The 25,075-nt window shown below is 58.1% G+C and carries 21 protein-coding genes; 14 read left to right on the top strand and 7 right to left on the bottom strand.

The window, feature by feature from the left end; all coding sequences use genetic code 11:
- Positions 1-152: 152 nt before the first annotated feature.
- Both tal and ACXX9E_RS24220 read right to left on the bottom strand, forming a co-directional pair.
- Positions 153-1,079 carry a transaldolase gene (tal, locus tag ACXX9E_RS24225; RefSeq protein ID WP_123461976.1) on the bottom strand — a complete coding sequence of 309 codons (927 nt, stop codon included), beginning with the start codon at positions 1,077-1,079 and terminating at the stop codon, positions 153-155.
- A gap of 208 nt (positions 1,080-1,287) precedes the next feature.
- On the bottom strand, positions 1,288-2,238 hold the full coding sequence (locus ACXX9E_RS24220; RefSeq protein WP_458556332.1) for a glycosyl hydrolase family 5: 951 nt from the start codon (positions 2,236-2,238) through the stop codon (positions 1,288-1,290).
- A gap of 290 nt (positions 2,239-2,528) precedes the next feature.
- Between ACXX9E_RS24220 and ACXX9E_RS24215 the strand changes: the two genes are divergently transcribed.
- The 8 genes from ACXX9E_RS24215 to ACXX9E_RS24180 all read left to right on the top strand — a co-directional run bounded on the left by ACXX9E_RS24215 (position 2,529) and on the right by ACXX9E_RS24180 (position 12,119).
- On the top strand, positions 2,529-2,969 hold the full coding sequence (locus ACXX9E_RS24215) for a low molecular weight protein-tyrosine-phosphatase (RefSeq protein ID WP_123461980.1): 441 nt from the start codon (positions 2,529-2,531) through the stop codon (positions 2,967-2,969).
- 39 nt (positions 2,970-3,008) lie between these two features.
- Complete coding sequence (locus tag ACXX9E_RS24210) at positions 3,009-5,237, top strand: polysaccharide biosynthesis tyrosine autokinase (RefSeq protein WP_322376347.1); 2,229 nt, start codon at positions 3,009-3,011, stop codon at positions 5,235-5,237.
- Between the two features lie 31 nt (positions 5,238-5,268).
- Positions 5,269-6,351 (top strand): glycosyltransferase family 4 protein, encoded by a 1,083-nt coding sequence (locus tag ACXX9E_RS24205; protein WP_324287529.1) that lies wholly within the window; start codon positions 5,269-5,271, stop codon positions 6,349-6,351.
- 14 nt (positions 6,352-6,365) lie between these two features.
- The gene (locus tag ACXX9E_RS24200) at positions 6,366-7,478 is read left to right on the top strand and encodes a polysaccharide pyruvyl transferase family protein (protein ID WP_123461986.1); all 1,113 of its coding nucleotides are present in this window, start codon (positions 6,366-6,368) and stop codon (positions 7,476-7,478) included.
- Positions 7,475-8,707, top strand: a complete 1,233-nt coding sequence (locus ACXX9E_RS24195; protein ID WP_458556331.1) for an MATE family efflux transporter — start codon at positions 7,475-7,477, stop codon at positions 8,705-8,707. Before ACXX9E_RS24200 ends, ACXX9E_RS24195 begins: the two co-directional genes overlap by 4 nt.
- Positions 8,698-9,801 (top strand): hypothetical protein, encoded by a 1,104-nt coding sequence (locus ACXX9E_RS24190; RefSeq protein ID WP_186748635.1) that lies wholly within the window; start codon positions 8,698-8,700, stop codon positions 9,799-9,801. Before ACXX9E_RS24195 ends, ACXX9E_RS24190 begins: the two co-directional genes overlap by 10 nt.
- 12 nt (positions 9,802-9,813) lie before the next feature.
- A complete protein-coding gene (locus ACXX9E_RS24185) occupies positions 9,814-10,860 on the top strand; it encodes an acyltransferase family protein (RefSeq protein ID WP_128614885.1) in 1,047 nt (348 codons plus the stop codon).
- A 128-nt stretch (positions 10,861-10,988) separates the two neighbouring features.
- The gene (locus ACXX9E_RS24180; RefSeq protein ID WP_458556330.1) at positions 10,989-12,119 is read left to right on the top strand and encodes an SGNH/GDSL hydrolase family protein; all 1,131 of its coding nucleotides are present in this window, start codon (positions 10,989-10,991) and stop codon (positions 12,117-12,119) included.
- Between the two features lie 43 nt (positions 12,120-12,162).
- Here the strand turns inward: ACXX9E_RS24180 and ACXX9E_RS24175 are convergent, their stop codons facing one another.
- Together ACXX9E_RS24175 and galU are read right to left on the bottom strand one after the other, a co-directional pair.
- On the bottom strand, positions 12,163-12,576 hold the full coding sequence (locus ACXX9E_RS24175) for a phosphohexomutase domain-containing protein (protein ID WP_458556329.1): 414 nt from the start codon (positions 12,574-12,576) through the stop codon (positions 12,163-12,165).
- Positions 12,577-12,605: 29 nt separating this feature from the next.
- The gene (galU, locus tag ACXX9E_RS24170; RefSeq protein WP_123461999.1) at positions 12,606-13,439 is read right to left on the bottom strand and encodes a UTP--glucose-1-phosphate uridylyltransferase GalU; all 834 of its coding nucleotides are present in this window, start codon (positions 13,437-13,439) and stop codon (positions 12,606-12,608) included.
- A gap of 393 nt (positions 13,440-13,832) precedes the next feature.
- Here galU and galE point away from each other — a divergent pair, with 393 nt between their 5' ends.
- The 6 genes from galE to ACXX9E_RS24140 all read left to right on the top strand — a co-directional run bounded on the left by galE (position 13,833) and on the right by ACXX9E_RS24140 (position 20,035).
- Positions 13,833-14,849, top strand: a complete 1,017-nt coding sequence (gene galE / locus ACXX9E_RS24165) for a UDP-glucose 4-epimerase GalE (protein ID WP_336346262.1) — start codon at positions 13,833-13,835, stop codon at positions 14,847-14,849.
- 233 nt (positions 14,850-15,082) lie between these two features.
- Positions 15,083-15,319, top strand: a complete 237-nt coding sequence (locus ACXX9E_RS24160; protein ID WP_007910552.1) for a hypothetical protein — start codon at positions 15,083-15,085, stop codon at positions 15,317-15,319.
- 90 nt (positions 15,320-15,409) lie between these two features.
- On the top strand, positions 15,410-16,525 hold the full coding sequence (locus tag ACXX9E_RS24155) for a polysaccharide biosynthesis/export family protein (RefSeq protein ID WP_185015755.1): 1,116 nt from the start codon (positions 15,410-15,412) through the stop codon (positions 16,523-16,525).
- A gap of 11 nt (positions 16,526-16,536) precedes the next feature.
- Positions 16,537-17,202: a YjbF family lipoprotein gene (locus ACXX9E_RS24150; protein WP_458556328.1), complete on the top strand. Its 666-nt coding sequence runs from the start codon at positions 16,537-16,539 to the stop codon at positions 17,200-17,202.
- Positions 17,202-17,960, top strand: coding sequence for a capsule biosynthesis GfcC family protein (locus tag ACXX9E_RS24145; protein ID WP_447808475.1), 759 nt, complete (start codon positions 17,202-17,204; stop codon positions 17,958-17,960). The genes ACXX9E_RS24150 and ACXX9E_RS24145 overlap by 1 nt, the downstream gene beginning before the upstream one ends.
- Positions 17,957-20,035, top strand: a complete 2,079-nt coding sequence (locus ACXX9E_RS24140) for a YjbH domain-containing protein (RefSeq protein WP_128614878.1) — start codon at positions 17,957-17,959, stop codon at positions 20,033-20,035. The genes ACXX9E_RS24145 and ACXX9E_RS24140 overlap by 4 nt, the downstream gene beginning before the upstream one ends.
- 1,154 nt (positions 20,036-21,189) lie before the next feature.
- Here the strand turns inward: ACXX9E_RS24140 and ACXX9E_RS24135 are convergent.
- The 3 genes from ACXX9E_RS24135 to ACXX9E_RS24125 form a co-directional block, all read right to left on the bottom strand.
- Positions 21,190-22,584 carry an undecaprenyl-phosphate glucose phosphotransferase gene (locus tag ACXX9E_RS24135; protein WP_123462011.1) on the bottom strand — a complete coding sequence of 465 codons (1,395 nt, stop codon included), beginning with the start codon at positions 22,582-22,584 and terminating at the stop codon, positions 21,190-21,192.
- A gap of 392 nt (positions 22,585-22,976) precedes the next feature.
- On the bottom strand, positions 22,977-23,636 hold the full coding sequence (locus ACXX9E_RS24130) for a winged helix-turn-helix domain-containing protein (protein ID WP_123462013.1): 660 nt from the start codon (positions 23,634-23,636) through the stop codon (positions 22,977-22,979).
- 280 nt (positions 23,637-23,916) lie between these two features.
- Complete coding sequence (locus ACXX9E_RS24125) at positions 23,917-24,657, bottom strand: winged helix-turn-helix domain-containing protein (RefSeq protein ID WP_128613962.1); 741 nt, start codon at positions 24,655-24,657, stop codon at positions 23,917-23,919.
- Between the last annotated feature and the right edge of the window lie 418 nt (positions 24,658-25,075).

Below are 25,075 nucleotides of genomic sequence, written 5' to 3'. Positions count from 1 at the left end.
CCCACACTGGATCAGCGTCGATCACCAATCCCCTTGTGGGAGCGAGCTTGCTCGCGAAGGCGTTAGATCAGACGATACATTTTCCATGGCGGACTGAATAAAAAAGGGCGAACCCTCACAGGTTCGCCCTTTTTGCATTTCACCAGCTCAGATCACAGCTTGGCCTGCAACAGCGCCTCAAGCTTCTCCTGATCACGGGCAAACTGACGAATGCCCTCAGCCAGTTTCTCGGTCGCCATCGCATCTTCGTTCGACAACCAGCGGAACTGCGCTTCATTGAGGCTCAGGCGTGCTTCACCGGCGTGGCCCGGGGCGAGTTTGCGCTCCAGTTTGCCGTTGTCTGCCGCCAGCTTGTCGATCAGGTCCGGGCTGATGGTCAGGCGGTCGCAACCGGCCAGTTGCTCGATCTGGCTGAGGTTGCGGAAGCTCGCGCCCATGACCACGGTCTTGTAGTCATTGGCCTTGTAGTAGTTGTAGATGCGCGTCACCGACTGTACGCCCGGATCATCGGCGCCGGTGTAGTCGTTGCCGTTGGCCTTCTTGTACCAGTCGTAGATGCGGCCCACGAACGGCGAGATCAGGAACACCCCGGCGTCGGCGCACGCGGCGGCCTGGGCGAAGGAGAACAGCAGGGTCAGGTTGGTCTGGATGCCTTCCTTCTCGAGGATCTCCGCCGCGCGGATGCCTTCCCAGGTCGAGGCGATCTTGATCAGCACGCGGTCACGGCCGATACCGGCCTTGTCGTACAGCTCGATCAGGCGGTGTGCGCGTTTCAGAACGGCGTCCTGGTCGAACGACAGGCGCGCATCCACTTCAGTGGAAATACGCCCTGGAATCACTTTGAGGATTTCCTGGCCCACCGCGACGCCGAAACGGTCGCTGGCCAGGCCGACATCGCCCTTGCAGTCGCTGACGCAGGCGTTCAGCAGTTCGGCGTAAGCCGGAATGGCCGCGGCTTTGAGCAGCAGGGAAGGGTTGGTGGTGGCGTCGACCGGCTTGACCCGGGCAATCGCTTCGAAGTCGCCGGTGTCGGCAACCACGGTGGTCATCTGTTTGAGTTGTTCCAGCTTGGAAGTCATGTGTGTGCTCTGTCCTGTGGGTTTGACGACATTACCCGAGCGCTGACAGTCACTCAAGGGTATCCGGGCGTATCGACGGCCCCGCTGGCAACAACCTGAGAAGGGTTGCTTGATGGGCGGGGCGCGGTAGTGATCAATACGATGCCAAAACCGGTCACAGGTTCAAAGCAACTGACAGCTAACCCCGGTTGAGCACTCAGGGTCAGGGCTAATGCTGGCTCAACTGGGTTCTGACTGCGGTTTCCGCCGGTTTCGGCTGGCCGTCGGCGGTCAGAAGACCGAAATTCTTCTCGCGATCATTGCTGCCTGTGTCGCTGTTTTTCCATTCGTAGATCGACGTCAGTGCAATGTTGCGGGTTTTGATATCGGCGACGAAGGCACTGATTTTACTGGCCTGACCCTCCATACCCCCGTTGGACGCGAGCGCCGAGATACCCCATTCGCTGATCACCCCCGGCAGATGGAAGTTCTGCTGGATAAACGCTTGGGCATTGCTGATCTGCGTGCCGGTCATGCCATAAGGATGATAGGAAATCGCGCTGAGGCATTTTGGGTATTCGCTGACGATGCGGTTGAGCGCCACCGTGGACGCCGATCCGGCGGTGGGTGGTCGGGCGAAACCGAAGCCGATCACCGGGGTGGCCTGAGGTTTGTCCTGCAGCGTCTTGCACGCGGCACTCATGAACGGCACGAACGTCGTATCGAAATTCCCGGTCGGCCAGTAAGTGTTCAGATCCGGCTCATTCCATAACTCGATCGCCACCAGTTGCGAGCCGTAGGTCGTTGCCAGGCTGGTCAGCGCGTTGGCGTACGCGACGCCGGCGTTCGTCAGATCATTGGCCGGCAACGGCTTGGTCGCGCGCAAGGTCATCAGCACCGGCAGGCCAGCGGCACGGGCCACAGCGAAGGCGTCGCTGATCTGCTTTTGATAGGCCGCGCTGCCCAGGCTGTCAGTCCACACGCCAAAGCGTACGAAACTGAAGCCGGTGCTTTTGACCTTTTGGGCGTCGGCGGCGGAGAAGGTCTGGACCTTGACCTGAACACCGATGGTTTTATCGGCAGGCAGTGCCGGGAACAGTTCATTGGCGTGACTCTGGCCGGTTGCCGCCAGCAGCAACAGGGTAAGGGCGCCGAGTGGTTTCAGAGGTGCTGTTTTCATGTCGGTTCTCCGGGTGAGAAGTGACAACGGCGAAAAGTTTCCAGTGATAACCGATTGGAAACTGACAATCGCATTAAGTGCGCGAATGTTAGTTTTTGTCAGGAAGCCAGAGTCTGAAAATCACAGTTATTTTTAGTCCGGTAATTCCGTTTGGGCGACTTTTGGTGCTGTGGTACTTAATACGCTGGTACTAACAGGGCGAATCTGTTTCTGAGTGCAGGATGATCTAGTGGGTTCATTAAGATTTGTTCTGAGTGTTGGCAGAATGATATTACACAGGAAAGTAAACCTTGTTCAGAAATATCCTGGTTGTGTGCGTTGGCAATATTTGCCGAAGTCCGACTGCAGAACTTCTGTTGCGTAACGCGCTGACCGCATCAACCATCTCGGTGACCTCTGCAGGCCTCGCGGCGCGAGTTGGCGAAGGCATGGAGGCGTCGGCACGCCAGGTCCTGGAAGACCGCGGCCACAGCGCCGAGGGTTTCAGGGCGCGGCAATTGACCGCCGATATCGTCAATGAGTCGGACCTGATTCTGGTCATGGAAAAACAGCATGTAAATCAAGTCCTGAAGATTGCCTCTCACGCCAGAGGCAAAGTGTTTCTGCTCGGCAAGTGGCAGAGCGAGCGTGAAATACAAGACCCGTATCGTCAAGGCAAGGCCGCTTTTGTTCATGCACATGCATTGATTGAAGATGCCGTTAGTTCATGGGCGCAGCGCCTCGGGCATTGATCAATATTCTTCAGAACAGTGAATGGTAAGAACAGACTTATGCAGTTACCGTCAGTAATCGGCACCCGTGACAACGATCAAGACAGTATTGATCTGCTCGGCATATTCGGCAGTCTGATTGACCAGAAATGGCTGATCGGCGCATTCACCGGTGCCTTCATGGCCGCCGGCGTTGCCTATGCGGTTCTCGCCACACCGGTGTATCTGGCGAACGCGCTGGTACAGGTGGAGCCGAAAAAGAACGACATGCTCGGCTTTTCCGATCTCAACAGCATGCTCGGCGGCCAATCGCCGTCGGTGACCGAAATCGGCATCATCAAGTCCCGCGCGGTGATCGGCAAAACCGTCGATGACCTGCGTCTGGACATCGACGTCACGCCTAATACGTTCCCGATGATCGGTGGGTTTTTCGCCCGGCGTTATCGCGGCGAAACCGAAACCAGCGTGGCGCCGCCGCGTTTCGGCCTGAACAGCTATGCCTGGGGCGGCGAGCGTCTGGAGATCACCCGGCTCAACCTGCCCAAAGAACTGCTGGGGAAAAAACTTACGCTGATCGCCGGCGAACAGCAGCACTTCCAGTTGCTCGACGACAACGACAACCTGCTGGCGGAGGGCGTCACGGGTGAAGCCTTTGCCCAGGACGGCGTGGAAGTGCTGGTCGCCCAGTTGGCGGCGAACCCCGGCACCCGCTTCGAAGTGGTGCGCAATCCACGGATCGTGACCATTCAGGGGTACCAGGACGCTCTGGATATTTCCGAGCAAGGCAAAGAGTCGGGGATCATTCGTCTGGCGCTGGCCAGCGCCGATGCCGCTGAAGCGGTGAAGATCCTCAACAAGATTGCCGCGCTGTACGTGGATCAGAACGTGCGTCGCACTTCGGCGGAAGCTGCGCAGAGCCTGGCCTTCCTGCAAAGCCAGTTGCCCCAGGTCAAGCGTGATCTGGCCAAGGCCAGCGATGCGCTGAACGCCTATCAGACCCACGGCAAGACCGTGAACATTTCCCTCGAAACCCAATCGGTACTGGGCCAGTCGGTGGCGCTGGAAACACGGATCTCCGAGCTGAAAATGCAGCAGGCGGAGATGGATCGCAAGTTCACCAGCCAGCACCCGGCCTATCGCGCGTTGATGAGCCAGATCGGCGAATTGACCCAGCAACAGAAGTCGCTGGCAGGCAAAGTCCAGGACTTGCCGGCCACGCAACAGGAATTGCTCAACCTGACCCGCGATGTCGAAGTGGCGTCGCAGATCTACACACAACTGCTGAACAAGTCCCAGGAACTGGACATCGTCCGCGCCGGTGCGGTGGGCAATGTGCGGCTGGTGGACACGGCGGATGTCGACCTGAGCAGCCCGGTCAAGCCGAAGAAGGCGCTGATCGTGCTGATCGCCACGTTGCTCGGCGCGTTCGTCGGTGTGGCGCTGGTGTTGCTGCGCAAATCCCTGAGCCGTGGCCTGGAAGGCCCGGAAGCCATCGAGCAACTCGGCTTGCCGGTGTACGCCTCGATTCCCTACAGCACCTTGCAGCAGGAAGAGGATGGCAAAAAGGGGCGCGCCCGCGATGGCGTCGACAAGCCGGCCTACCTGTTGGCCCTGCGCAATCCGACGGACCTGTCGATCGAGTCGATCCGCAGCCTGCGCACCTGCCTGCACTTTGCCGGGCTGGACTCGACCAATAACCGCATCATGATTTCCGGGCCGAGTCCGCAGGTCGGCAAGACCTTCGTCTCCTCCAACCTTGCCGCCGTCATGGCGCAAAGCGGTCAGCGCGTGGTGCTGGTCGATGCCGACATGCGCAAGGGCCATCTGCATAAAACCCTCAACACGCCGATCGTCAACGGTTTGTCGGACCTGCTGGTCAAGCGCTGCAGCATCGAGCAGGCGATCAACAAAATCGAAGGCGCGAACCTGCACTTCATCAGTCGCGGCCAGGTGCCGCCCAACCCGTCCGAGCTGCTGATGCACGCCAACTTCCGTGAGCTGCTGGCGCAACTCAGCGAGCTGTATGACGTGGTGATCATCGACACGCCACCGCTGCTGGCGGTGACCGATGCGGCGATTGTCGGTCGTGAGGCCGGGATCAGCCTGATCGTGACGCGCTTCGGGGTGAACCCGGCCAAGGAAATCGAACTGACCATCCGCCGCTTCGCGCAGAACGGCATCGAGTTGAAAGGGGCGGTGTTCAACGGCGTCGAGAAGCGCGCGGCCAGCTACTACGGCAACGGCGGCTACGGTTACTACAACTACGAATACGCGTCCGACAAATCCTGAATGGTCCTTACATGTTTGAAGTGGGTGAGTTGTGAAAAAAATACTGCACGTGGCTGAGACGATCAAAGGTGGCGTCGCGACGGTGATCCGCACCATTTCGGTTTCGCCCGACGGCGACGCGGCGCGCTACGAGCTGGTTTACCTGGTGCCCCAGGATCAGGAAAAGGAACTGCACGGCATCGCGCCGCATCAGATCCGCACTTTCGCTCGCAGCGGGCGCAACGTGCCCTCGCTGCTGCGTTTTGCCTGGCGCCTGAGCCAGGTGATGCTCAAGGAAAAGCCCGACGTGGTGCATTTGCACAGCACCTTTTCCGGGGTGATCGGCCGCGTCGTGTGCGTACTGTTGCGACCGTGGCGCAAGCCGAAAATCGTCTATTGCCCGCACGCCTTTTCGTTTCTGATGGAAAGCTCGCCAACCAAGCAGAAGGTGTATGCGTGGATCGAGCGGGTGCTGCAGAAGGTCACCGACGTGATCATTTGCGTCAGCCAGTACGAGCTCGATAAAGCGGCGCGATTCGGCATCGAGCGCAAGCGCATGAAGCTGATCTACAACGGCATTCATCAGCGCGACGAAGCGCCGAAAGCCCAAAGCCCCGAGCCGATTCATCTGCTGTTTGTCGGCCGTCTCGATTACCAGAAAGGTTTCGACGTACTGCTCAAGGCCTTTGCCAAGGTGCAGCGCAACGACTTGAAACTGACGGTGGTCGGCAGTGCGGTCAACGAAGACTCCGTCGAGTGTCCGCCGATGGACGCCGTGGAATACCTGCCGTGGGTCACGCCAACGGAAGTGCACGCGCTGTACCAGAAGGCCGATGCGCTGATTGTCCCGAGTCGCTGGGAAGGCTTTGCCATGGTGCCGCTGGAAGGCATGGCCATGGGGCTGCCGGTGATCGCCAGCAACTGCACCTCGCTGCCGGAACTGGTCACCGACGAGGTGTCCGGTTACGTCTTTCCCTCCGGTGATCACCAGGCGCTGGCCGACGTGCTGGCGAAAATCCAGAAGCCGCGCTTGCTCGACCTTGGCAACGAAGGTCGCAGCATTGTCCGCGAGCGTTTCAGCGCCGCGTTGATGATCCGCCAGACCTACGACCTGTATTGCGCTCCCACTTATTAAGTAGAACTCAGCTTATGAACGTAACGATTTTGCATGGCTACAGTGCGTCCAACTCCGGTGACGGTCTGCTCGTCGACCTGGCTATTGCCTTGGTGCAGCGCAACTTTGGCGACGACACGGCGATCAGTGTCGTGGCGTCCGATCCCGAGTCTTTCAACTACTTGCCGCACCCGCGTTTCGACGCACCGGTGATGGCAGCCAAGGGGCTGGGGCGGGTAAAGCAAGCGGTGTTCCTCAACCAGTCCTACGCCGGGCTGGCTGATCTGTTGAAGAAAACCGACCTGATCGTTGGCGTCGGCGGCGGCTACATGCGCTCGAAAAGCGCCTTCGAACACATCAAGCTGAAACTCGGCCACGCCAAGCAACTGGAAACCGCGATCCTCAGCAAAGTGCCGTCGGTGTACCTGCCGCAAAGCATCGGTCCGTTCCATGGCGAGAGCCGCAAGATCGTCGAACATTACGCCAGCGCAGACGCGGTGTTTGTCCGTGACAATCGTTCCTCGGCAATGTTTGACGCCTGCGAAAACGTTTACCGCGCACCGGACCTGGCCGTGCAGTCGCTGGCGAGCAAAATCCTTGCGCAACCGAAGTTCACCCGCTGCGCCGCGTCGCCGGCCACCGTGTGCGTGGTGCTGCGCAAGCCGCCGGAGTGGAGCAAGGAAAAGAAAGTCGCCTACGTGGCCAACCTGAAGCTGCTGCTGCAGCGCCTGAAGAACAAAAGCAAAGTGGTGTGCGCCGTACAAAGTGCCGTGCGTGGCAACGATGACGGTGCGTTCTATCGCGAACTGGGCATCACCGAAGACCTGTTGTCGTTGAAGGCGACGATTGCCAAATACCAGCCGGACCTGGTGATTTCCGTGCGTCTGCACGGTGCCATTGAATCGCTGCTGTCCGGCGTGCCGGCGTACCACATCAGCTACGAGCGCAAAGGCTTTGGCGCCTATCAGGACATGGGTGTCGAGGACTGGGTGATCAACGGCGGCGACATCAACGTCGACACCATCATCGACACGGTTTACAAACCGAACGCACTGGCCGATTTCGGCAAGCGCCTGACCGACACCTGTCGCGAGATCGAGGCAAAAACCGTGGCCATGGACGAGATCATCAAAGGTATCGTTCGATGATATTGCGGCTGTTGCTTCGCGGCGGAGCCTTAGGCGCGAAGTTCTTGCTGGTGCTGGCGATCACTCATTACCTCGGTTATGAGGCGCTGGGTTTTTACGGTGTGGTGGTCGCCGCGTCGTTGATCGCGTCGAAGTTCTACAGCGTCGGTTTCAGTTCCGAGATCAACCGGCTGATCAGCGTCGGCGGCAGTTCGCGGCGGGTGGTCGACCGGGTCCTGCTGCTGTATCTGGCAGTGGGGCTGCTGTTGTCGGTGCTGACCGTGCTGATTTACTCACTGTTCCAGACGGTGGATGCGACGGTTGCGCTGATTCTCTGCGTGACGCTGGTACTGCTCACCGAACACCTGTCATTCGAAATCAACTCCTTCGTCTTTTCCGCGCAGAAAGCCACCGCCGGCGCGTTGCTGTTCTTTATCAAGACCGGCCTGTGGGCGCTGTTGGCGGTGGGCGGGATGATGCTCGGCTGGGTGCCGGGGATCGCCAGTGTGTTGTGGCTGTGGGTCGCCGCCAACGTGCTGGTTATCGTCGCCGGTTACCTGATCGTGGTGAACGTGCACAAGGGCCGCGTGGCCGGGCCGTTGGCCACCGCTACTGTGTGGAGGGCCGGGTTGCCGTTCTATCTCGGCACTGGCTTGATCGCCTTGAGTCAGTACGCCGAGCGCTTTCTGATCGTCGATCTGGAACCCTATGCCAGCCTCGGTAAATACGTGTACGCGTGGTCGGCAGCCAACACCTTGCAAGCGCTGTCGTATGCGGTGGTGGCGGTGGTCGGTATCCCGGTGCTGGCCAAGCGGTTTCAGGCTGATCAGCAGGCGTTCACGCTCCGGCAACTGTTCGTCAACAAGTGGGTCGCACGGTCGCTGGTGGTCTCGGTGGCGGTGGCGGTGGCGATTTATCTGTTCTTCAACGTGGTGCTCGATTACGTCGCCACCAGCGTGCCGCGTCCGGATAACGGAATCCTCGGTGTGCTGATCGTTTCCTTCGCCCTGCGCGCGATTGGCGACATCGTCTGGGGCGGTTTGATCGCCTCGAAAAACAGCCGGGTGTCGCTGGCCAGCGCGGCCATTTGCGTGCTGGTGTCGGTGCCGGTCAGCTACCTGCTGATCAAGCACTATTCGATTTACGGCGCGGCGTGGGGCAACGTCTTCGCGATCATCGTGCAACTGGCGGTGATTGCCGTGTTGACCCGCGTGACCGGGGCGAAAAAGGCTGCGCTGTCATGGGCCTGAAATTGCCGTGCATCGAGTTTCGCGGCAAAAAACTCGATTCCTCGCTTTCGTTTTTGATCCTGTTCACCGGGCTGTTTCTGTCGGTGGCCATGCCGTTGCTGATTCCCCGCGATCCGGGCCCGGATGCCATGACCTTGTGGTCGTCCTATGCCAGGGCGGACAACTGCAATTTCTGGAACCCGTTCTCGCCGGATCGCTCGTCCTACGAGTGTTCGGCGTTCCTGCTGCGGCCCACCGGGATCAACCTGACCAACGCCTGGGCCTACGGGATGTTCTGCAATTTTTTCCTCACGGCGATTCCGGTGGTGGTGTTTCGGCGCATGCCATTGGCGATCTTCGGCACCTTGTGTCTGTGGGGCATTGTTCGCTCGTTTTTTCTGGAGAACCTGACCAAGGAAATCATTGTGTCGGTGGCGGTGTTGAGCATTCTGCTCAGCGCGTTGACGCGCAAATATCGCGGCGGTTTTTTCCTCTCGGCGGTGATCTACGGCGTGCTGATCCGGCCTTACTGGATTCTGTTTTCGCTGTCGTGGGTCGGCGTCTGTGTGATGAAGAAGTACGTGTCACGCACCACGTTTTTCCTGATGTTGTTCCTGTTCTACCTCGCGGTGGCCATGGCGATCCAGATAGCGCTGGGCTTTCCGGTGTCGTCGATTCGCGCGAGCAACAACGAATTGCGCACGGCGGGGGAGGAGGGCTCGAAATCGTTGATCGTGTCGTGGCTCAGCGGCAGCGACTTCGTTTCGCAAGCGTTGGACTCGATGATCATCTTCTTCCGGCTGTCGTTTCCGGTGGAGCTGATTCTGCTGTCCGGACCGGGGCAGGTGATCTTCGTCGCGTTGATGATCATGACCGCGCTGCTGCTGTTCAAGGTCATCACCTCGACTGATTACAAGGGCGCACCGATCCAGACCAAACCCAAGGAACTGATCGCGATTCCGCTGGCGTTTCTGCTGGTGCAGGGCTTGTTCGAGCCGGACTTCGGTTCCTTCGCCCGGCACTTCTCCATGGTGGTGCCGGTGTTGTTCGTCGGGCTCGGCTTGATGCTGCGCGCGAACAAACCGGTGCGGGTTGAATCACGCATTCTGAATTGAGGCAGGTGCTTTATGTCGAGCAAGAAAAAGTCCCTGGAGATCGAAACCCTGCGCGGGCTGGCGTGCCTGTTGCTGGTGCTTTATCACGTCATCGGGCCGCTGGGCGGTGGTTTGAAAATCGACATCGGCTCGCCGTTCCGGGTGATTGCCGACTCGATGGTGTACGTGCGCATGCCGTTGTTCACCTTCATCTCCGGGTACATCTATTCGATCTACAAAATCCGTGGCAATGACTTTTCTGCGTTCTTCAGCGGGAAGGTGCGACGCTTGATCGTGCCGCTGTTTTGCGTCGGCGTGCCGTTTTCGGTGTTGCAGGCGGTGGGCCCCGGGGTGAACAAGGAGGTCGGGGTAGTCGACGCGTTGCTGTCGTTCTGGGTGCCGATCAACCACTTCTGGTTCTTGCAGGCGGTGTTCATCATTTTCATGTTTGTCGGGTTGCTGGAGTGGCGCGGGATGCTGCGCTCGGCGACACGGCTGTATGGGTTGTTCGCGTTGGCGGCGCTGTTGTTTCTGTTGCCTCCGTTCAAGCTCGATGCGTTCGGTATCAATGGCGCGATCTACCTGTTGCCGTTTTTTGTGGCGGGGATGATTGGCCAGGAGAACGTCGACGCGCTGAAGCAGCGCTTCAAGGTGATCGGGCCGGTGCTGTTTGTATTGATCTCACTGACGTTGCTGTACGTCGCGGCAATTGATCGTGAGTTGATTGTCGATCGTCGCAGTCTGATCGGTCTGACCGTGGGTTGCCTGTCGTGCATCGCTTTGCTGTCGAGCGATGTGCGCTCGAAGGCGCTGACCTGGCTCGGTGGTTATTCCTATGCGATCTTCCTGTTCCATGTGCTGTTCGCGGCGACGTCGCGGTTTGTGCTGGGGCGGTTGGGGGTGAAGGATGAAAGCTTGCTGGTGCTGGGTGGGCTGAGCTTTGGCTTGCTCGGGCCGGTTGTGTTGTCGATGATTTTCAGTCGATTCAATTTCACTTCTGTGTTGTTCCTGGGGGAGCGGGTGGCGAAGAAGAAACCGGCGGCGCCCATCGTCCCGGTGGTGCAGACGCAAAACAGCTAAGAGCTTCGCGAGCAAGCTCGCTCCCACAGTGGATATCTGCAAGTCATACCATCCCTGTAGATGACCACAATCCCTGTGGGAGCGAGCTTGCTCGCGAAGGGGCCATTCCAGACTGAAGGAAATTTTGCATGTTGGCAGTAGATGATGCGCATCCCGTCGCAGCGTCGGTGGTTCAGGTAGGCGATGCCCGCGAGCGTTTTGCCCAGTGGCGTGAAGGCAAGGCTGGCAAGGTGTTGTCGGTCTCGGTGATCGGCGACAGCTACAGCGCCGGGCAGGATTTCTACCTGAACAAACTGGTGCAGCGCGTGGCAGGGGAGGTGGGGTTTGCCGGGCCGGGTTACGTCGGTTTCAACCACGGTGCGGCGCTCGGCGGCACGCATTTCAAATACACCCGCAGCAGTGACAAGTACTTTGCCGGCGACTGGAAGGTTTCAGACCTGGGACAAGCGAGTCCGGACAGCCGCACGGTGACCGGCCGGCCCGGCGCATGGCTGCAGGTGGATGCGAGCCCGACGCCGCGTATTGATACGGCGGTCACTCAGGCGAAACTGCTTTACCTGGGCAACGGCGAACCCAGCGAGATCCGCTACCGCTGGACGCCTGCGCAAGACTGGCAGCCGTTGACGCTTGAAGGTTCGGGGGTTCAGGAAGTCCCGCTGACAGGTCTCTCGGCAGCGAAAGACTGGTCCTTCAAACTGGAAGTGGTGAAGGGCACACCGACGTTGTTTGGCCTGTGGATGAGCAACGATCAGAACGGCGTGCGAGTCTCCAAACTGGCGGCATCAGGCGCGGCCTCTGCGGATTTCTATCACCAGGATCCGCAATGGCAGGTGCAGTGGAAAGCTGCCGTGTCGAAGATCCCCGCTGATGTTTACTTGATCATGCTCGGCGGTAACGATCAGGGTTTCGGCGTGAAGCCAGCGCAGTATTTGCAGAACGTTCAGGGGCTGGTGGGGATGCTGCGCGAGATTCAACCGAAGGCGAGCATCAACCTGATCATGCGCCAGGACACCACGCGTTCCAGCGCCTATCCGATGTCAGCCTATGCACAGGTGCTTGAGCCTTGGGCGCGCGCGCAGCATCTGGGTTACGCCAATCTGCAATGTGCGTTCGGCCCCGACGTCAAACGCTACGCGGCGGCAATGATCGGCCCGGACAAGATTCATCCGGTGCCGGCCACGGGCGGGAAGGTGATTGCCGATTACTTTTATGGCTGGATCATGGGCGTCAAGGATCGGTGCGACGCCCTCCTGAAATAACCACAAACCCCCTGTAGCTCCTGCAGGGGGAATGGGTCAGGCATCAGACGTCCTGCGTGAAGGCGTCGACCTGCTCGAGCAACTCCGCAATCTTCTGCGGCATCAGCCGTGTATCACAACGGGTTTCCACGTTGATGATGATCGCCGGGTCGTTGCAGCAGATACGCACGCGAAAGCGCCAGTGGCTGAAAATGACTTTCAGACCATCGCGATCATCCATTTCCAGCGCCTGCTCGCCATACAGCTTTTTCAAATGCGCGAGCAGCGGATACGGATCGCGCAGCGGCCGGCGAATGTCCCCGGACGCCGGAAACACACCAATCCGCTCCACCAGCAGAATCGTGCCCAGCCAGGACTCGTTGGCGCTGGGCAACGGCTGATGGCGGGACAGCCAGCTCATCACCCCGAGGTTACCCACCTCGCGTTCAATCTCTACGGAATGTTGTGCAATGTTCATGGTGGCCTCGTTGGGTGAAGGGCGCCGTCTCAGCGACCCTTGAGGTAAACGTTTTCGTAGCAGAAGTTGGTCGCCTGCAGGTAACCCTCGGCGTCGCCGCAGTCAAAGCGCAGACCTTTGAATTTGTAGGCCAGTACGCAACCGTTCTGCGCCTGTTTCATCAGCGCGTCGGTGATCTGGATTTCGCCACCCTTGCCCGGCTGGGTGTCGGCGATCAGGTCGAAGATGTCCGGCGTGAGAATGTAGCGGCCGATGATCGCGAGGTTCGACGGGGCGTCCTGCGGCGCCGGTTTTTCCACCATGTTGTTGACCCGGTAGATGCCGTCGGACATCAGCTCGCCGGCAATCACCCCGTACTTGTGGGTCTGGTCGGCCGGCACTTCCTGGATGGCAACGATCGAGCAGCGGAATTTCTTGTACAGCTGAATCATCTGCGAGAGCACGCCGTCGCCTTCGAGGTTCAGGCACAAGTCATCGGCCAGGACCACGGCGAAGGGTTCGTCGCCGATCAGCGGGCGGCCGCTGAGAATCGCGTGGCCGAGGCCTTTCATTTCCACCTGGCGGGTGTAGGAGAAGGTGCAGGTGTCGATCAGCTCGCGAGTGCCGGCAAGGAACTTTTCTTTCTCGGTGCCGCGGATCTGGTGTTCGAGTTCGTAGCTGATGTCGAAATGGTCTTCCAGCGCACGCTTGCCCCGGCCGGTGACGATGGCCATGTGTTGCAGGCCGGCGTCCCGTGCTTCTTCAACGGCGTACTCGATCAACGGCTTGTTGACGATCGGCAGCATCTCTTTCGGCATGGCTTTGGTGGCCGGCAAGAAACGCGTGCCATAGCCGGCAGCGGGAAACAAACATTTACGAATCATAAAAGTATCCTGGACAGTCATGGAACACAGGCAACAGATGCGCGCACTCATACAGGGCGTGCAAGTTTCAATAATATTGTTGAACGACTGCTTTAATACCTGAGTCAGGTTGTTGATGGCAATTAGTCGTAGCGGTAAAACATGACAATGTTATGAGATGTCGGTAAGTGCGGTATTAGTTATTTTTAGTCGGTATCTGTTGATAGTGATGAGTGCGCGGGGAGTGCTAATAAGTAGCGGGCAATACAGTGTGACCTGCAAAAATATTTATTGCCAGTCATTGAACTAGTTTTGTTTCCGGTTGTTGTCGCCTTATTTATGTGGGGTGTGACACATCTTCAATAAATCAGGCTTGACACGCTACTTGTCACTCATCCAAAGACGGATCGCGCTATGAAGATTCTGGTAACGGGTGGTGCCGGTTATATCGGCTCGCACACCACACTTGCGCTGCTTGAAGCAGGTTATGAAGTTGTCGTACTGGATAACCTTTGCAACAGCAGCGAAGCCGCGTTGCACGCCGTTGAAAGCATTTGCGGCAAGAGTGCCTGGATGATCCGCGGCGATGTCTGTGACCGGGCACTGCTCGAGCGGATTTTCCGCGAGCACACCATCGAAGCCGTCCTGCATTTCGCCGGGCTCAAGGCCGTGGGCGAGAGCGTGCGCAAGCCGCTCGAATACTACGAGACCAACGTCAGCGGCAGCATCAACCTGTGCCAGGCGATGGCGGCGGCGGGGGTGTTTCGCCTGGTGTTCAGCTCTTCGGCGACGGTGTATGGCGAGCCTGAGCAGATGCCGATCCGTGAGGATTTCCCCACCGGCAACCCGACCAATCCCTACGGCCAGTCCAAGCTGATCGTCGAGAACGTGCTGCGTGACCTGAGTCAGGCCGAGCCGCGCTGGAGCATCGCCTTGCTGCGCTACTTCAACCCGATCGGCGCCCACGCCAGCGGCCATATGGGCGAAGACCCCAGCGGCATCCCCAACAATCTGGTGCCGTATATCAGCCAGGTGGCGGTCGGCAGCCTGCCGGAGTTGTCGATCTTCGGTAACGATTACCCGACAGTGGATGGCACCGGCGTGCGTGACTACATCCATGTGGTCGATTTGGCGGACGGGCACTTGAAGGCGTTGCAGTCCATCGCTGAACGCACCGGCATTCATACCTGGAACCTCGGCACGGGCGATGGCTACAGCGTGCTGCAAGTGCTCCACGCGTTCGAACAGGCCTGCGGGCAACCGGTGCCGTATCGCATGATGCCGCGCCGTTCCGGGGATATCGCCGAGAGTTGGGCCGATGCCTCCAAGGCCGCCAAAGAGTTGGGCTGGAAAGCCACGCGCAACTTGCAGGACATGGTCACCGACACCTGGCGCTGGCAATCGAACCATCCTCGCGGTTATCTCGAATGATGTCGTTCTAATACTGAATGTTAGTTTCGGTCAGGTGTTAGATATCGTCGGGAAAATACGCTGGAAATGCCTTTTGCAAGTCCGTAGATATAAACCTGCCGTTCGACTTTTATCAGTTGGGTAAGACTGTGAAAGAACAACGGATCTTGTTCGCGCTTTTTGCGGACTTGAACGCTACCACCTCTAACTCAGGCCGGTTTTTTTAACAGGTCGAATGTTAGAAAGGAGTTGATATGAAAAAAGTAATGGCAGTTGCCCTGTTGACGATGTTGAGCAACTGGGCTGCCGCCGCTGAAGCGCCGCTGACAGCGGTGACCAATGTAGGTGGCAATGTAGCGGCTTCTCAAGCGCCTGCAGCCAGTACTGCAATGGTCGCCAGTGCTGTAGCGGCGTCCAACAGCGGTGGCAGTGCCAACGGCGGTACTACCGGTACCACAGGTACCACCGGTACAACCGGCACGCATAACTAACAGGAACATTTGTTAGTGCAGTACAAAGTCGCCCGACGCAAGTCGGGTGACTTTGTTTTTAGATTCGCCCTTGAATAGCGTAGTGCCATTATGACTCGTAGTGTTTATCTTTTAATGTTGGCAAGTCTCGCTCTGCAAGGTTGCATGTTTTCCCCCGGTCAATACCTGAGCACCGGTGGCATTACCCGCCAGGGTGCCAGTGAAAGCAGCCGGGTCGAGCTGATTCCGATCACGCCCAAGCTGATCTCGATGAACCGCGCCACGCAAAAGCGTGAGTCGTTGCCGCCGGAACTGTTGGCGACGCCCGCCGAGTACCGCATCGGCAACAACGATGTCCTGTACATCACGGTGTGGGATCACCCGGAGCTGACGGCCCCCTCCGGCGCGCAACAACAGATCGACGCCAACGGCCGACTGGTGCGCTCCGACGGCACGCTCTACTACCCGTTTATAAAGGAAGTCCAGGCCGCCGGCCGGACCATCCAGCAACTGCGTTCGGACATCGAACAACGCTTGTCGGCGTTTATCGCCGAGCCACAAGTAGACGTGGCGGTGTTGCGTTTCGCCAGCCAGAAAGTCGTGGTCACCGGCGCGGTGGCCAAGGCCGGCCCGCAAGCGATTTCCACCAATCCGCTGAGTGTGGTCGAAGCCCTCGGTTCGGCCGGCATCGACACCAACAATGCCGACTTGTCCGGGCTGTTGCTGACGCGCAACGGGCGCACCTATCCGCTCAACCTCGACTCGCTCAATCAGCAGGATTCGCAGTTGCAGAACGTCTACCTCAAGGGCGGCGACCAGTTGTACCTGCCGTATAACGACAACAAGCGCATCTACGTCATGGGTGAAGTCAATCAGCCGCGCGCGCTGAGCTTCAAGACCGCGACCATGAACCTCACCGATGTCCTCGGTTCGGTCGGCGGCTTGAGCCAGACCACCTCCAACGGCAATGCGGTGTATGTCATTCGCGGCGTGGAAAACCTCGACGTCGAGCCGGCGAAGATCTATCAGCTCGAAGCCGAATCGCCGACCGCCATGGCGCTCGCTTCGCACTTCGAAGTGCGTCCCCAGGACGTGGTGTATGTCGGGCCGGCCAACGTGACTCGCTGGAACCGTCTGATCAGCCAGTTGGTGCCGTCGGCATCGATTGTCGGCACTGGCGCTTCCGCTGCGAAGAACTGGAGCGAATACAGTAACAACAGCAAATAAGGTCGCCGACTTTGAACATTTTGAAAGTTGGCCTGTGCCTGATGGCGACCTCGTTGCTGTGTGGCTGTAACCCGCTGATGAGCGCTTCGTTGAATAACCTTAAAGCGGCGGTTGTTGGCCCGGATGAAGTCGACGTGTCAGCGGCCGAAGTGGCCGCGGTCAACTACCCGCAGCTGAAACTGACCACGCCGTCCGGCTCCGGGGTGCTGGCGCTGGTGCGCGAGCGTGAAGACCTGCAGTTCTGGGTCGCCTCCGGCAAACAGGTGCTGCTACTGCGCAATGGCCTCGCCGTGCGCAGCATTGGCCTGGGCCTGGAAGGCGATCTCGATGGCACGCGGCTGGCCGATGACTCGCCGTTCAAACAAGGCCTGCATCACGTCGCCGACGGTTTCACCACGCGGCGCTGGATCGACCTCTACAAGGGCCAGGAAGTCGGGGTGATCGTCAACAGCCGCTTCTCGCGCCGATCCGAACAAACCCTGCAGATTCTCGACAAGGAATACACCGTGCTGCGTGTCGATGAGCAAATTGACGCCCCGGCCATCGGCCTGCGCGCGACCAATCGTTACTGGGTCGACCCGCGTGACGGTTTCATCTTGCAGAGCGAGCAGCAACTGACCTCGCAGTTGCGCGTCAAGGTTGTGCAACTGACCCCTGATCGCAGGCACCTGCCGTGATGCGCCTGAAATTGTTATCGGCGGGCCTGATGCTGGTCGCCAGTGTGAGTCAGGCGGCCGTCACGGTGACGGGCGATGTCGCCAATCCCGGACCGGTCGAGTTGCCACCGGGCGGGCGCTTGCTCGATGTGATCGGTGAAGCGGTGCCGAATGCCGAAGGCTATTGGCTGGCGGGCGGGTTGCTGCGGCAGTCGTTGATTGAGGAGCAGACACGGCTGAAGGTTGGCGTGCTGTTTGACCTCGACGTGCTGCAGCGCATGGCGACGTTGTTTGATCGACCGAGTCGTGTGGCGCTAGCCCGGCGTCTGGCCGAAGACGTGCGGCAGATGCCGGTAACGGGCCGGCAGATTGCCGACCTCGATCCGGTGGCGCTGGAGGTTGGTTTCGCCCGCAACATTCGTCTCGATGACGGCGATCGTCTGGTTTATCCGAAACGTGTCGATGAAGTGCAAGTGCTGGGCGCAGTCGCCGAGCCGTGCCACTTGCCGTATCAGCCGTTGCAGGAGGCTCGTGAATACCTGCAAGGCTGCGCGATTCTGGCCGATGCCGAAGCCGATTACCTGTGGCTGATCCAGCCCAATGGCGTGTCGCGGCGTGTCGGCATCGCGCACTGGAATCGCGAGTCCGGGCAATTCCCGGTGGCCGGCAGCAAGATTCTGGTGCCGGTGAAAAATGATGATCTGGATCCGCCTCTTCCTGAACTGAATCAGCAGTTGGCCGAATTCATTGCCACGCAGCTGGCCGAGGTGGTTCGTTGAAGTTACGTTTTGCAGCTGTGTTGTTATTGCCTTGTGGTCTGGTGCATGCCGAACCGCGCATTACTCAGAACGACTTCGGCGGCACCGGTCTGTTGCAGACGCCGACCGCGCGCATGGCCCCGGCCGGCGAGTTGAGCGTCAACGCCAACCGCACCGAACCGTACAGCCGCTATAGCGTTTCGCTGCAGCCGCTGGACTGGCTCGAGGGCTCTTTCCGCTACACCGCGATCACCAACCGGCCGTACGGCTCGGAGGCCCTGAGCGGTAGTCAAAGCTATAAGGACAAGGCGGTCGACGTCAAAGTCCGGCTGTGGCAGGAGAGTCACTGGCTGCCCGACGTGGCGCTGGGCTTCCGAGACATCGGCGGTACCGGTTTGTTTTCCAGTGAATTTTTCGTCGCCAACAAGCGCTACGACAATTTCGATTTCAGCGCCGGGATTGCCTGGGGTTACCTCGGTAATCGCGGCGACATGGACAACCCGTTGGGCTACGTCAGTGATCGCTTCGATACCCGTCCGGCCCTCGAAGGCACCGGTGACGTTAACTCGGGTTCGTACTTTCGCGGCCGGCCGTCGTTCTTCGGCGGCGTGAGCTATCAGACGCCGTGGGATCGTCTCAGCCTGAAACTCGAATTTGAAGGCAACGACTACAAGCACGAGCCGAAGGACAATGAGATCAAGCAGGACTCGCCGATCAACCTCGGCGCGGTGTTCAAGGTCACCGATTCGGTTGATGTCAGCGCGGCGTGGGAGCGCGGTAATACGGCGATGTTCGGCGTGACTTTCCACACCAACTTCGTCAGCCGCAAGGCGCCGGCCAAGACCTACGATCCGACTCCTGAGCCGCTGCCGGCGAAGGCGCCGACCACGGCGCCGGATCAGGTCGACTGGGCCAACGTCTCGCAGCGCCTGCAGCAGAATGCCGGCTATAAAGTCGAGCGCATCGCGCAACGTGATTCCGAGCTGATCGTGTATGGCGAACAGCAGCGCTACTTCCACTCGTCCAAAGCGGTGGGGCGTGCGAGCCGGGTTCTCGATAACAGCGTCAACGACGACATCAACTGGTTCACCGTGGTCAACAAACGCTACGACCTGCCACTGGAAGAAACCAGCGTGCCGCGTCAGACCTTTCGCGAAGTGATCAACAACGAAGAGCCACTGGAGTCGCTGCACCGCACCACCGAGATCAACCCGGCCATGCCGCACAACGAGAAAACCCTCTACACCGAAGCGCCGCAGCACTTCAGCTATGGCGTGGGGCTGGGCTTCAAACAGAACGTCGGCGGCCCGGATGGCTTGCTCTATCAGTTGAGTGCCGATGCTGACGCTGAGTACCGCTTCAATCGCAATACCTGGTGGAGCGGTTTGCTCAGTGCCAACCTGGCCAACAACTTCGACAAATTCACCTATGACGCGCCGAGTGGTTTGCCGCGTGTGCGTACGGATTTGCGTCAGTACCTGACCACGTCCAACACGACCATGCCGTTGTTCCAGGTCAGCCATGCCGAGCAGCTGGATAAAGACCTGTATGGCATGGTTTACGGTGGGTATCTGGAGTCGATGTTCGCCGGGGTCGGCGGTGAAGTGCTGTTCCGTCCGACCGGTGAGCGCTGGTCGGTGGGCGCGGATCTGAACTGGGTGCGCCAGCGCGATTTCGATCAGGGTTTTGCCCTGCGTGATTACTCGGTGGTGACCGGGCATGTCACGGCGTATACCGATTTGCCGTTCGATACGCTGGCGGCGGTGAGCGTCGGGCGTTATCTGGCTGGGGACTGGGGCGGCACGCTGGATATCTCGCGAGAGTTTTTCAACGGCGTGCGCTTTGGTGCGTGGGCGACGATCACCACCGCTGGTAGTGCCGAGTATGGCGAGGGTAGTTTCGACAAGGGTATCTACCTGTCGATTCCGTTCGACGAAATGATGAGCATGTCGACCATGCGCCGCGCCAACCTGGTATGGGCACCGCTGACCCGTGACGGCGGCGCGCGGCTCAATCGCGGCTACCAACTGCACTCCATGACCGATAGCCGGGAAGGGGACATGTTCTATCGCAATTTCGGGAAGATTACCGAGTAAGCGCGGATCTTCGAAACACCCGAAAACCTGTGTGAGCGAGCTTGCTCGCGAAGGCGTCAGCCCAGTCAGCATCCTAGTTGCCTGAACCACCGCTTTCGCGAGCAAGCTCGCTCCCACATTGGTTATCTGTCGCACCCCAAATCCCGAATCATTCCCGAATCCCTGTGGGAGCTGGCTTGCCAGCGAAGAGGCCGGCACCTGCAACATTGATGCTGCCTGACCCACCGCCATCGCTGGCAAGCCAGCTCCCACAGTTATGTGTCTAGCCATAAGGCCTGAGCCAAGCACAGCTTCCCCAGGTTATTTGTCTAGCCATAAGGCCTGAGCCAAGCACAATCCCCTGTGGGAGCTGGCTTGCCAGCGAAGAGGCCGGCACCTGCAACATGGATTTTGCCTGACCCGCCGCCATCGCTGGCAAGCCAGCTCCCACAGTTATGTGTCTAGCCATAAGGCCTGAGCCAAGCACAGCTTCCCCAGGTTATTTGTCTAGCCGTAAGGCCTGAGCCAAGCACAGCTTCCCCAGGTTATTTGTCTAGCCATAAGGCCTGAGCCAAGCACAAGTCCCCTGTGGGAGCTGGCTTGCCAGCGATGAGGCCGGCACCTGCAATATTGATGTTGCCTGACCCACCGCCATCGCTGGCAAGCCAGCTCCCACAGTTATGTGTCTAGCCATAAGGCCTGAGCCAAGCACAGCTTCCCCAGGTTATTTGTCTAGCCGTAAGGCCTGAGCCAAGCACAGCTTCCCCAGGTTATTTGTCTAGCCATAAGGCCTGAGCCAAGCACAAGTCCCCTGTGGGAGCTGGCTTGCCAGCGATGAGGCCGGCACCTGCAATATTGATGTTGCCTGACCCACCGCCATCGCTGGCAAGCCAGCTCCCACAGGTTATGTGTCTAGCCATAAGGCCTGAGCCAAGCACAGCTTCCCCAGGTTATTTGTCTAGCCGTAAGGCCTGAGCCAAGCACAAATCCCCTGTGGGAGCTGGCTTGCCAGCGAAGAGGCCGGCACATTCAACATTGACGTTGCCTGACCCACCGCCATCGCTGGCAAGCCAGCTCCCACAGGGATTTGCATTTACCCGCAATCCAGCTCCACTCCCAAATCCCGGGCACAAAAAAGGGGACTTTCGTCCCCTTGCAGTGCGTCGCACCCAACCTCAGTAAATATCCTTCGACAACAACGTAAACGGTGTCTTCACCAGGATCTTCAGGTCCAGCCACAACGACCAGCTATTGATGTACTGCAGGTCAATCTCCACGCGCTTCTGCATCTTGTCGAGGGTGTCCGTTTCACCGCGGCAACCGCTGATCTGCGCCAGCCCGGTGATCCCCGGTTTAATCCGGTGACGCGCCATGTAGGCGAGGATTTTCCCCGAGTAGAAGTGGTTGTGCGCAACCGCATGCGGACGCGGACCAACCAAGGCCATATGCCCCTGCAACACGTTGAACAGCTGCGGCAATTCATCCAGCGACGTGCGGCGGATAAAGCGCCCGACCGCGGTAATACGCGAGTCGTTACGGCTGGCCTGCTTCACGTCACGGTCATCGTGGACGCGCATCGAGCGGAATTTCCAGACCTTGATCACCTTGCCATTCCAGCCATGCCGATCCTGTTTGAAAAACACCGGGCCGGGCGAGTTGATCTTCACCGCCAGAGCAATGATCAGCAGGATCGGGCTCAGCGCGATGATCGCCAGCAAGGCCACGGCTTTTTCCACCAGGCTTTTGCTCAACGCAGCGGTCGGGCGACTGGTCAGCGGGCTTTCGTTCAGATAGATCGCCGGCAGACCGTCCACGACTTTCACCGAGTGATTGAGCAGTGTCAGACTGTTCAAGTCCGGCACCCAGACCACATCGACGTTGGCCCCCAGCAAATCGACATACATCGCTTCGATTTTCGCGGCCTCGCACAGCGGCAGGGTGATGTACAAACGGCGGATGTCATGGGCTTCGATCAGCTCCAGCAACTCCTCCTGGGCACCGACGACGCGCGGTGCATCGGCATCCAGTGCAGGCACGTCGCCGTTGCTGACCAGGCCAACCAATGGCAGGTTTTCCAGTTGGCTGAGTTTCTTCGCCAGCCCCAGCGCCAGCTCGCCGGTACCGACGATCAGGGTTTTGTGCTCGCTCTTGCGGGTGCGCTGATAGAACTTCGAAAACGCATGCAATGGCGCATACAGCAACGCCTGACCGAGGAAACCGTACACCGCCCAGCTCAGAATCACCTGCCGTGAAAACAGCTCATCGGCCTGGCAGACAAACGCGATACACGCCAACGCTGCCATGGTCATCGACCACCCCATGAACAGCCGTCCCAACCCGCTCAGGTAGTTATCGCGTTTGCGATAAACACCGCTGAACGTGTAAGCCGGCACCGACGCCAGTACCGCCAGGGTGGCGCACATTCGGTAGTAGAACGCGACCGTCCCGGTGTGCTGTTCCGCGAGGATGAACAGCAGCGTCACGACAAAGCCTTGTGCCAGCGCCCATTGGCCCCAAAAGGTCAGTCCCTTGAGGCCCGTGCTTCGATTGATACTAAGAGAAAGATCCATACGATATCCCCAAAAGACGTCCATTCAGGTTTCAACAGTTGAAAGCCGAGTTGTTATGCAGACTTATTGTTTTTGTTGTAGCGAGTGTCCTGAGGTAACAACGTCGATATGCCGAACTGTCGTCAGTCAATAGACTAAGTTATTGCCGGGAATGGTGTCTGACGAGTTCTAACAAGATGGCACAGTGCCAACTTTTAATAATTAAATAGAGGGGTGTTAGAAAAGGTCGCAGAGCAGGGGGTGAATAAATGATGTTGTATTTGTTACTGTTTGAGGGGTGGCGGCAGGGAATGTCGAAATTAACCAGGGGAGGTGTAACCAAACAGAGTGCTCTTGTTGTTTTTGTTGTCGCACTGTTTTCTGTTGGTGTTGATCGCGGTGGTCAGTAGCGTTTACGCGACGATTTCCTGGATCAGGCAATAACCGCGATTTCGTACGGCACGAAACAATCGTTCGCCGTTACTGGCACTTTTGAACTTGTCTTGCAAACGACTCAGGCACATTTCCAGGCCGCGGTATTGCTCCGGCTCTCGACCGATGCTGAGGATCAGTTCTTCACGGCTGACCACACGCTCTTCATGGTTGAGCATTTTCCTGACCAATGCTGTTTCCAGGCCGGTCAGGCTAATCTCGACACCTTCTTTGATCAATGCACCCTGATCATTGTCGAGTTGCCAGGTTTCGTTGCAAGGCGTGGCGCCTTCGGAAGCCGGTGGCATGTTGCCGCTTTCAGCGTTTATGACCGTAGCACTGTGAAAAGGATTCGCCGCTTGTGCGGCCAGCCATTCCGATTCAAGCGTGGCTAATATGCGCTGGGTATCATGCTCGATACTGCGAGCGACGTTTTTACGACTGATGCTTGGATATGTGAACTCCATCACCATTGGGGCGGAAGAGGGCGAAGCAACACCTTCAACAAACATTTGTGCCTGAGACGTGCCGAACGAGTTGAAACGCTCACTGGACAAGATGCTCTCCAGTTCGCGCTGCGACGTTGTACTGTGAGTCACGACAACAAAATATTTCCTTGGGAGGGTTGTACTAGTTTCCATGTCTCTCTCCTAAATACACACCAAAATTGGCTAAAAGATAAATCGGCAGGCGAGCAATGACTTCCTCGGAAGTAATCGAAAGGCAGGGTCTGGGCCCAATAATGGCCCTCGATAAATTCCACTCGATCTGCTGCTATGTTATGGAGTTTTATTGTTATGGGACGTGTTGACGCGCTCATTCAAGTGCTTGTTATTTAATGGGCGTAAAGCAGAACTGGAGCTATATGGTTGCATTAGACGATCCTTCGTACGTATGCAAAAGAGATTGACTGCCCGAGACTCAGGCAGTCGATATCAGGCCCCGCGTCAGGCGATAGCCGTAGCCGCGGATGCTCTGAATCGCGTTTGTACCATACATGTCCTTGATTTTTCCACGCAAGCGGCTTATGGATTTCTCCAGTGCGCGAGGGTCGTAGAAATTGCTGTTGAGGCCCATGATATTGGCGATTTCATCATGGCTCAGAATGTGATTACTGGTTTGCGCAAAGGCTTCCAGGATCTTCATCTCGGCAAACGAGATGTCGAGTTTCTTGCTGGTGCCCAACAGGCAGATACGTGTCGGGTCAAGCGTCAGGTCAATATCGCGTTGCCATTCTTCACTGTTGAAGAACTCGCCAAGCAGCTCGGCGCTATCATCGGAAAGGGTATTGAGCTTGATACAAAAGTCCGCGCCAGCCAGATAATACTTGATCTTGTTGAAAGCGCCGCGCCCGGTAATGACCGCGCAAATGATCGGTTTCAAGTTATCGCTACGCAGGTTTTCCACCAGCGCAAGATTGTCTTCCAGCGCCTGTGGGCTGTCGATAACAAGGAAGATGGCGCGATAGGAACCGAGATGTTCATACTGCTTATATGAACTAGTGTAGGCGTTGGCATCCAGAGCCATATCAGGGCGCACGTGCCGGGCGACCAGTGCTTTAAAATGTTCAGCCACGCCACGGGTTCGACCCAGAGTGAGAACACCGGGTTCGTCGTTTGTCGGGCGCGGACTACTAGTCGCCAAGTTCCCTGAGAGCATCATGCATTGACTCGAATTAGGTGCTGACATCGGGATGTTAAAGCACCGGTTCTCATCTGTGACTGACAATTGGTAACATTCACGCGATTTTTAGACGTGGCTCCCGAGTTTTCTAACAATAATTAAGCTTTTCAAGCTTTTAGTTGATTTTCTCGGGATGGTGAACTAGTGCTTAGATGGTGGCGATATGCAATGGTGCCACTATTTTGAGGTGATTGCGATAGCGTAGTTTGTGTCCTTTGGCCACTGTATGGCCATCCCTGAATAATGTGATTCTGATCACAATTTATCGGCAGAGCAAATTTTTTTGTACTAAACGCCTAAATATTTTTCGATTAGTTCGTCGGCCGACGATTACTAACATGGCTTGAGTGTGTCTTTTGATAAGTCATATTCTGCCAGCGCAAAGATCATCCGATCG

This window comes from Pseudomonas sp. GNP014, from assembly GCF_054344005.1.
Note: the sequence above shows the minus strand (reverse complement) of the source record. Positions and strands in the feature narration are given on the sequence as shown.

Coding starts and splice junctions, on each gene's coding strand:
- tal (WP_123461976.1), bottom strand. CDS start 1,079: ATGACTTCCAAGCTGGAACAACTCAAACAGATGACCACCGTGGTTGCC.
- ACXX9E_RS24220 (WP_458556332.1), bottom strand. CDS start 2,238: ATGAAAACAGCACCTCTGAAACCACTCGGCGCCCTTACCCTGTTGCTG.
- ACXX9E_RS24210 (WP_322376347.1), top strand. CDS start 3,009: ATGCAGTTACCGTCAGTAATCGGCACCCGTGACAACGATCAAGACAGT.
- ACXX9E_RS24200 (WP_123461986.1), top strand. CDS start 6,366: ATGAACGTAACGATTTTGCATGGCTACAGTGCGTCCAACTCCGGTGAC.
- ACXX9E_RS24195 (WP_458556331.1), top strand. CDS start 7,475: ATGATATTGCGGCTGTTGCTTCGCGGCGGAGCCTTAGGCGCGAAGTTC.
- ACXX9E_RS24190 (WP_186748635.1), top strand. CDS start 8,698: ATGGGCCTGAAATTGCCGTGCATCGAGTTTCGCGGCAAAAAACTCGAT.
- ACXX9E_RS24185 (WP_128614885.1), top strand. CDS start 9,814: ATGTCGAGCAAGAAAAAGTCCCTGGAGATCGAAACCCTGCGCGGGCTG.
- ACXX9E_RS24180 (WP_458556330.1), top strand. CDS start 10,989: ATGTTGGCAGTAGATGATGCGCATCCCGTCGCAGCGTCGGTGGTTCAG.
- ACXX9E_RS24175 (WP_458556329.1), bottom strand. CDS start 12,576: ATGAACATTGCACAACATTCCGTAGAGATTGAACGCGAGGTGGGTAAC.
- galU (WP_123461999.1), bottom strand. CDS start 13,439: ATGATTCGTAAATGTTTGTTTCCCGCTGCCGGCTATGGCACGCGTTTC.
- galE (WP_336346262.1), top strand. CDS start 13,833: ATGAAGATTCTGGTAACGGGTGGTGCCGGTTATATCGGCTCGCACACC.
- ACXX9E_RS24160 (WP_007910552.1), top strand. CDS start 15,083: ATGAAAAAAGTAATGGCAGTTGCCCTGTTGACGATGTTGAGCAACTGG.
- ACXX9E_RS24155 (WP_185015755.1), top strand. CDS start 15,410: ATGACTCGTAGTGTTTATCTTTTAATGTTGGCAAGTCTCGCTCTGCAA.
- ACXX9E_RS24145 (WP_447808475.1), top strand. CDS start 17,202: ATGCGCCTGAAATTGTTATCGGCGGGCCTGATGCTGGTCGCCAGTGTG.
- ACXX9E_RS24135 (WP_123462011.1), bottom strand. CDS start 22,584: ATGGATCTTTCTCTTAGTATCAATCGAAGCACGGGCCTCAAGGGACTG.
- ACXX9E_RS24130 (WP_123462013.1), bottom strand. CDS start 23,636: ATGGAAACTAGTACAACCCTCCCAAGGAAATATTTTGTTGTCGTGACT.
- ACXX9E_RS24125 (WP_128613962.1), bottom strand. CDS start 24,657: ATGATGCTCTCAGGGAACTTGGCGACTAGTAGTCCGCGCCCGACAAAC.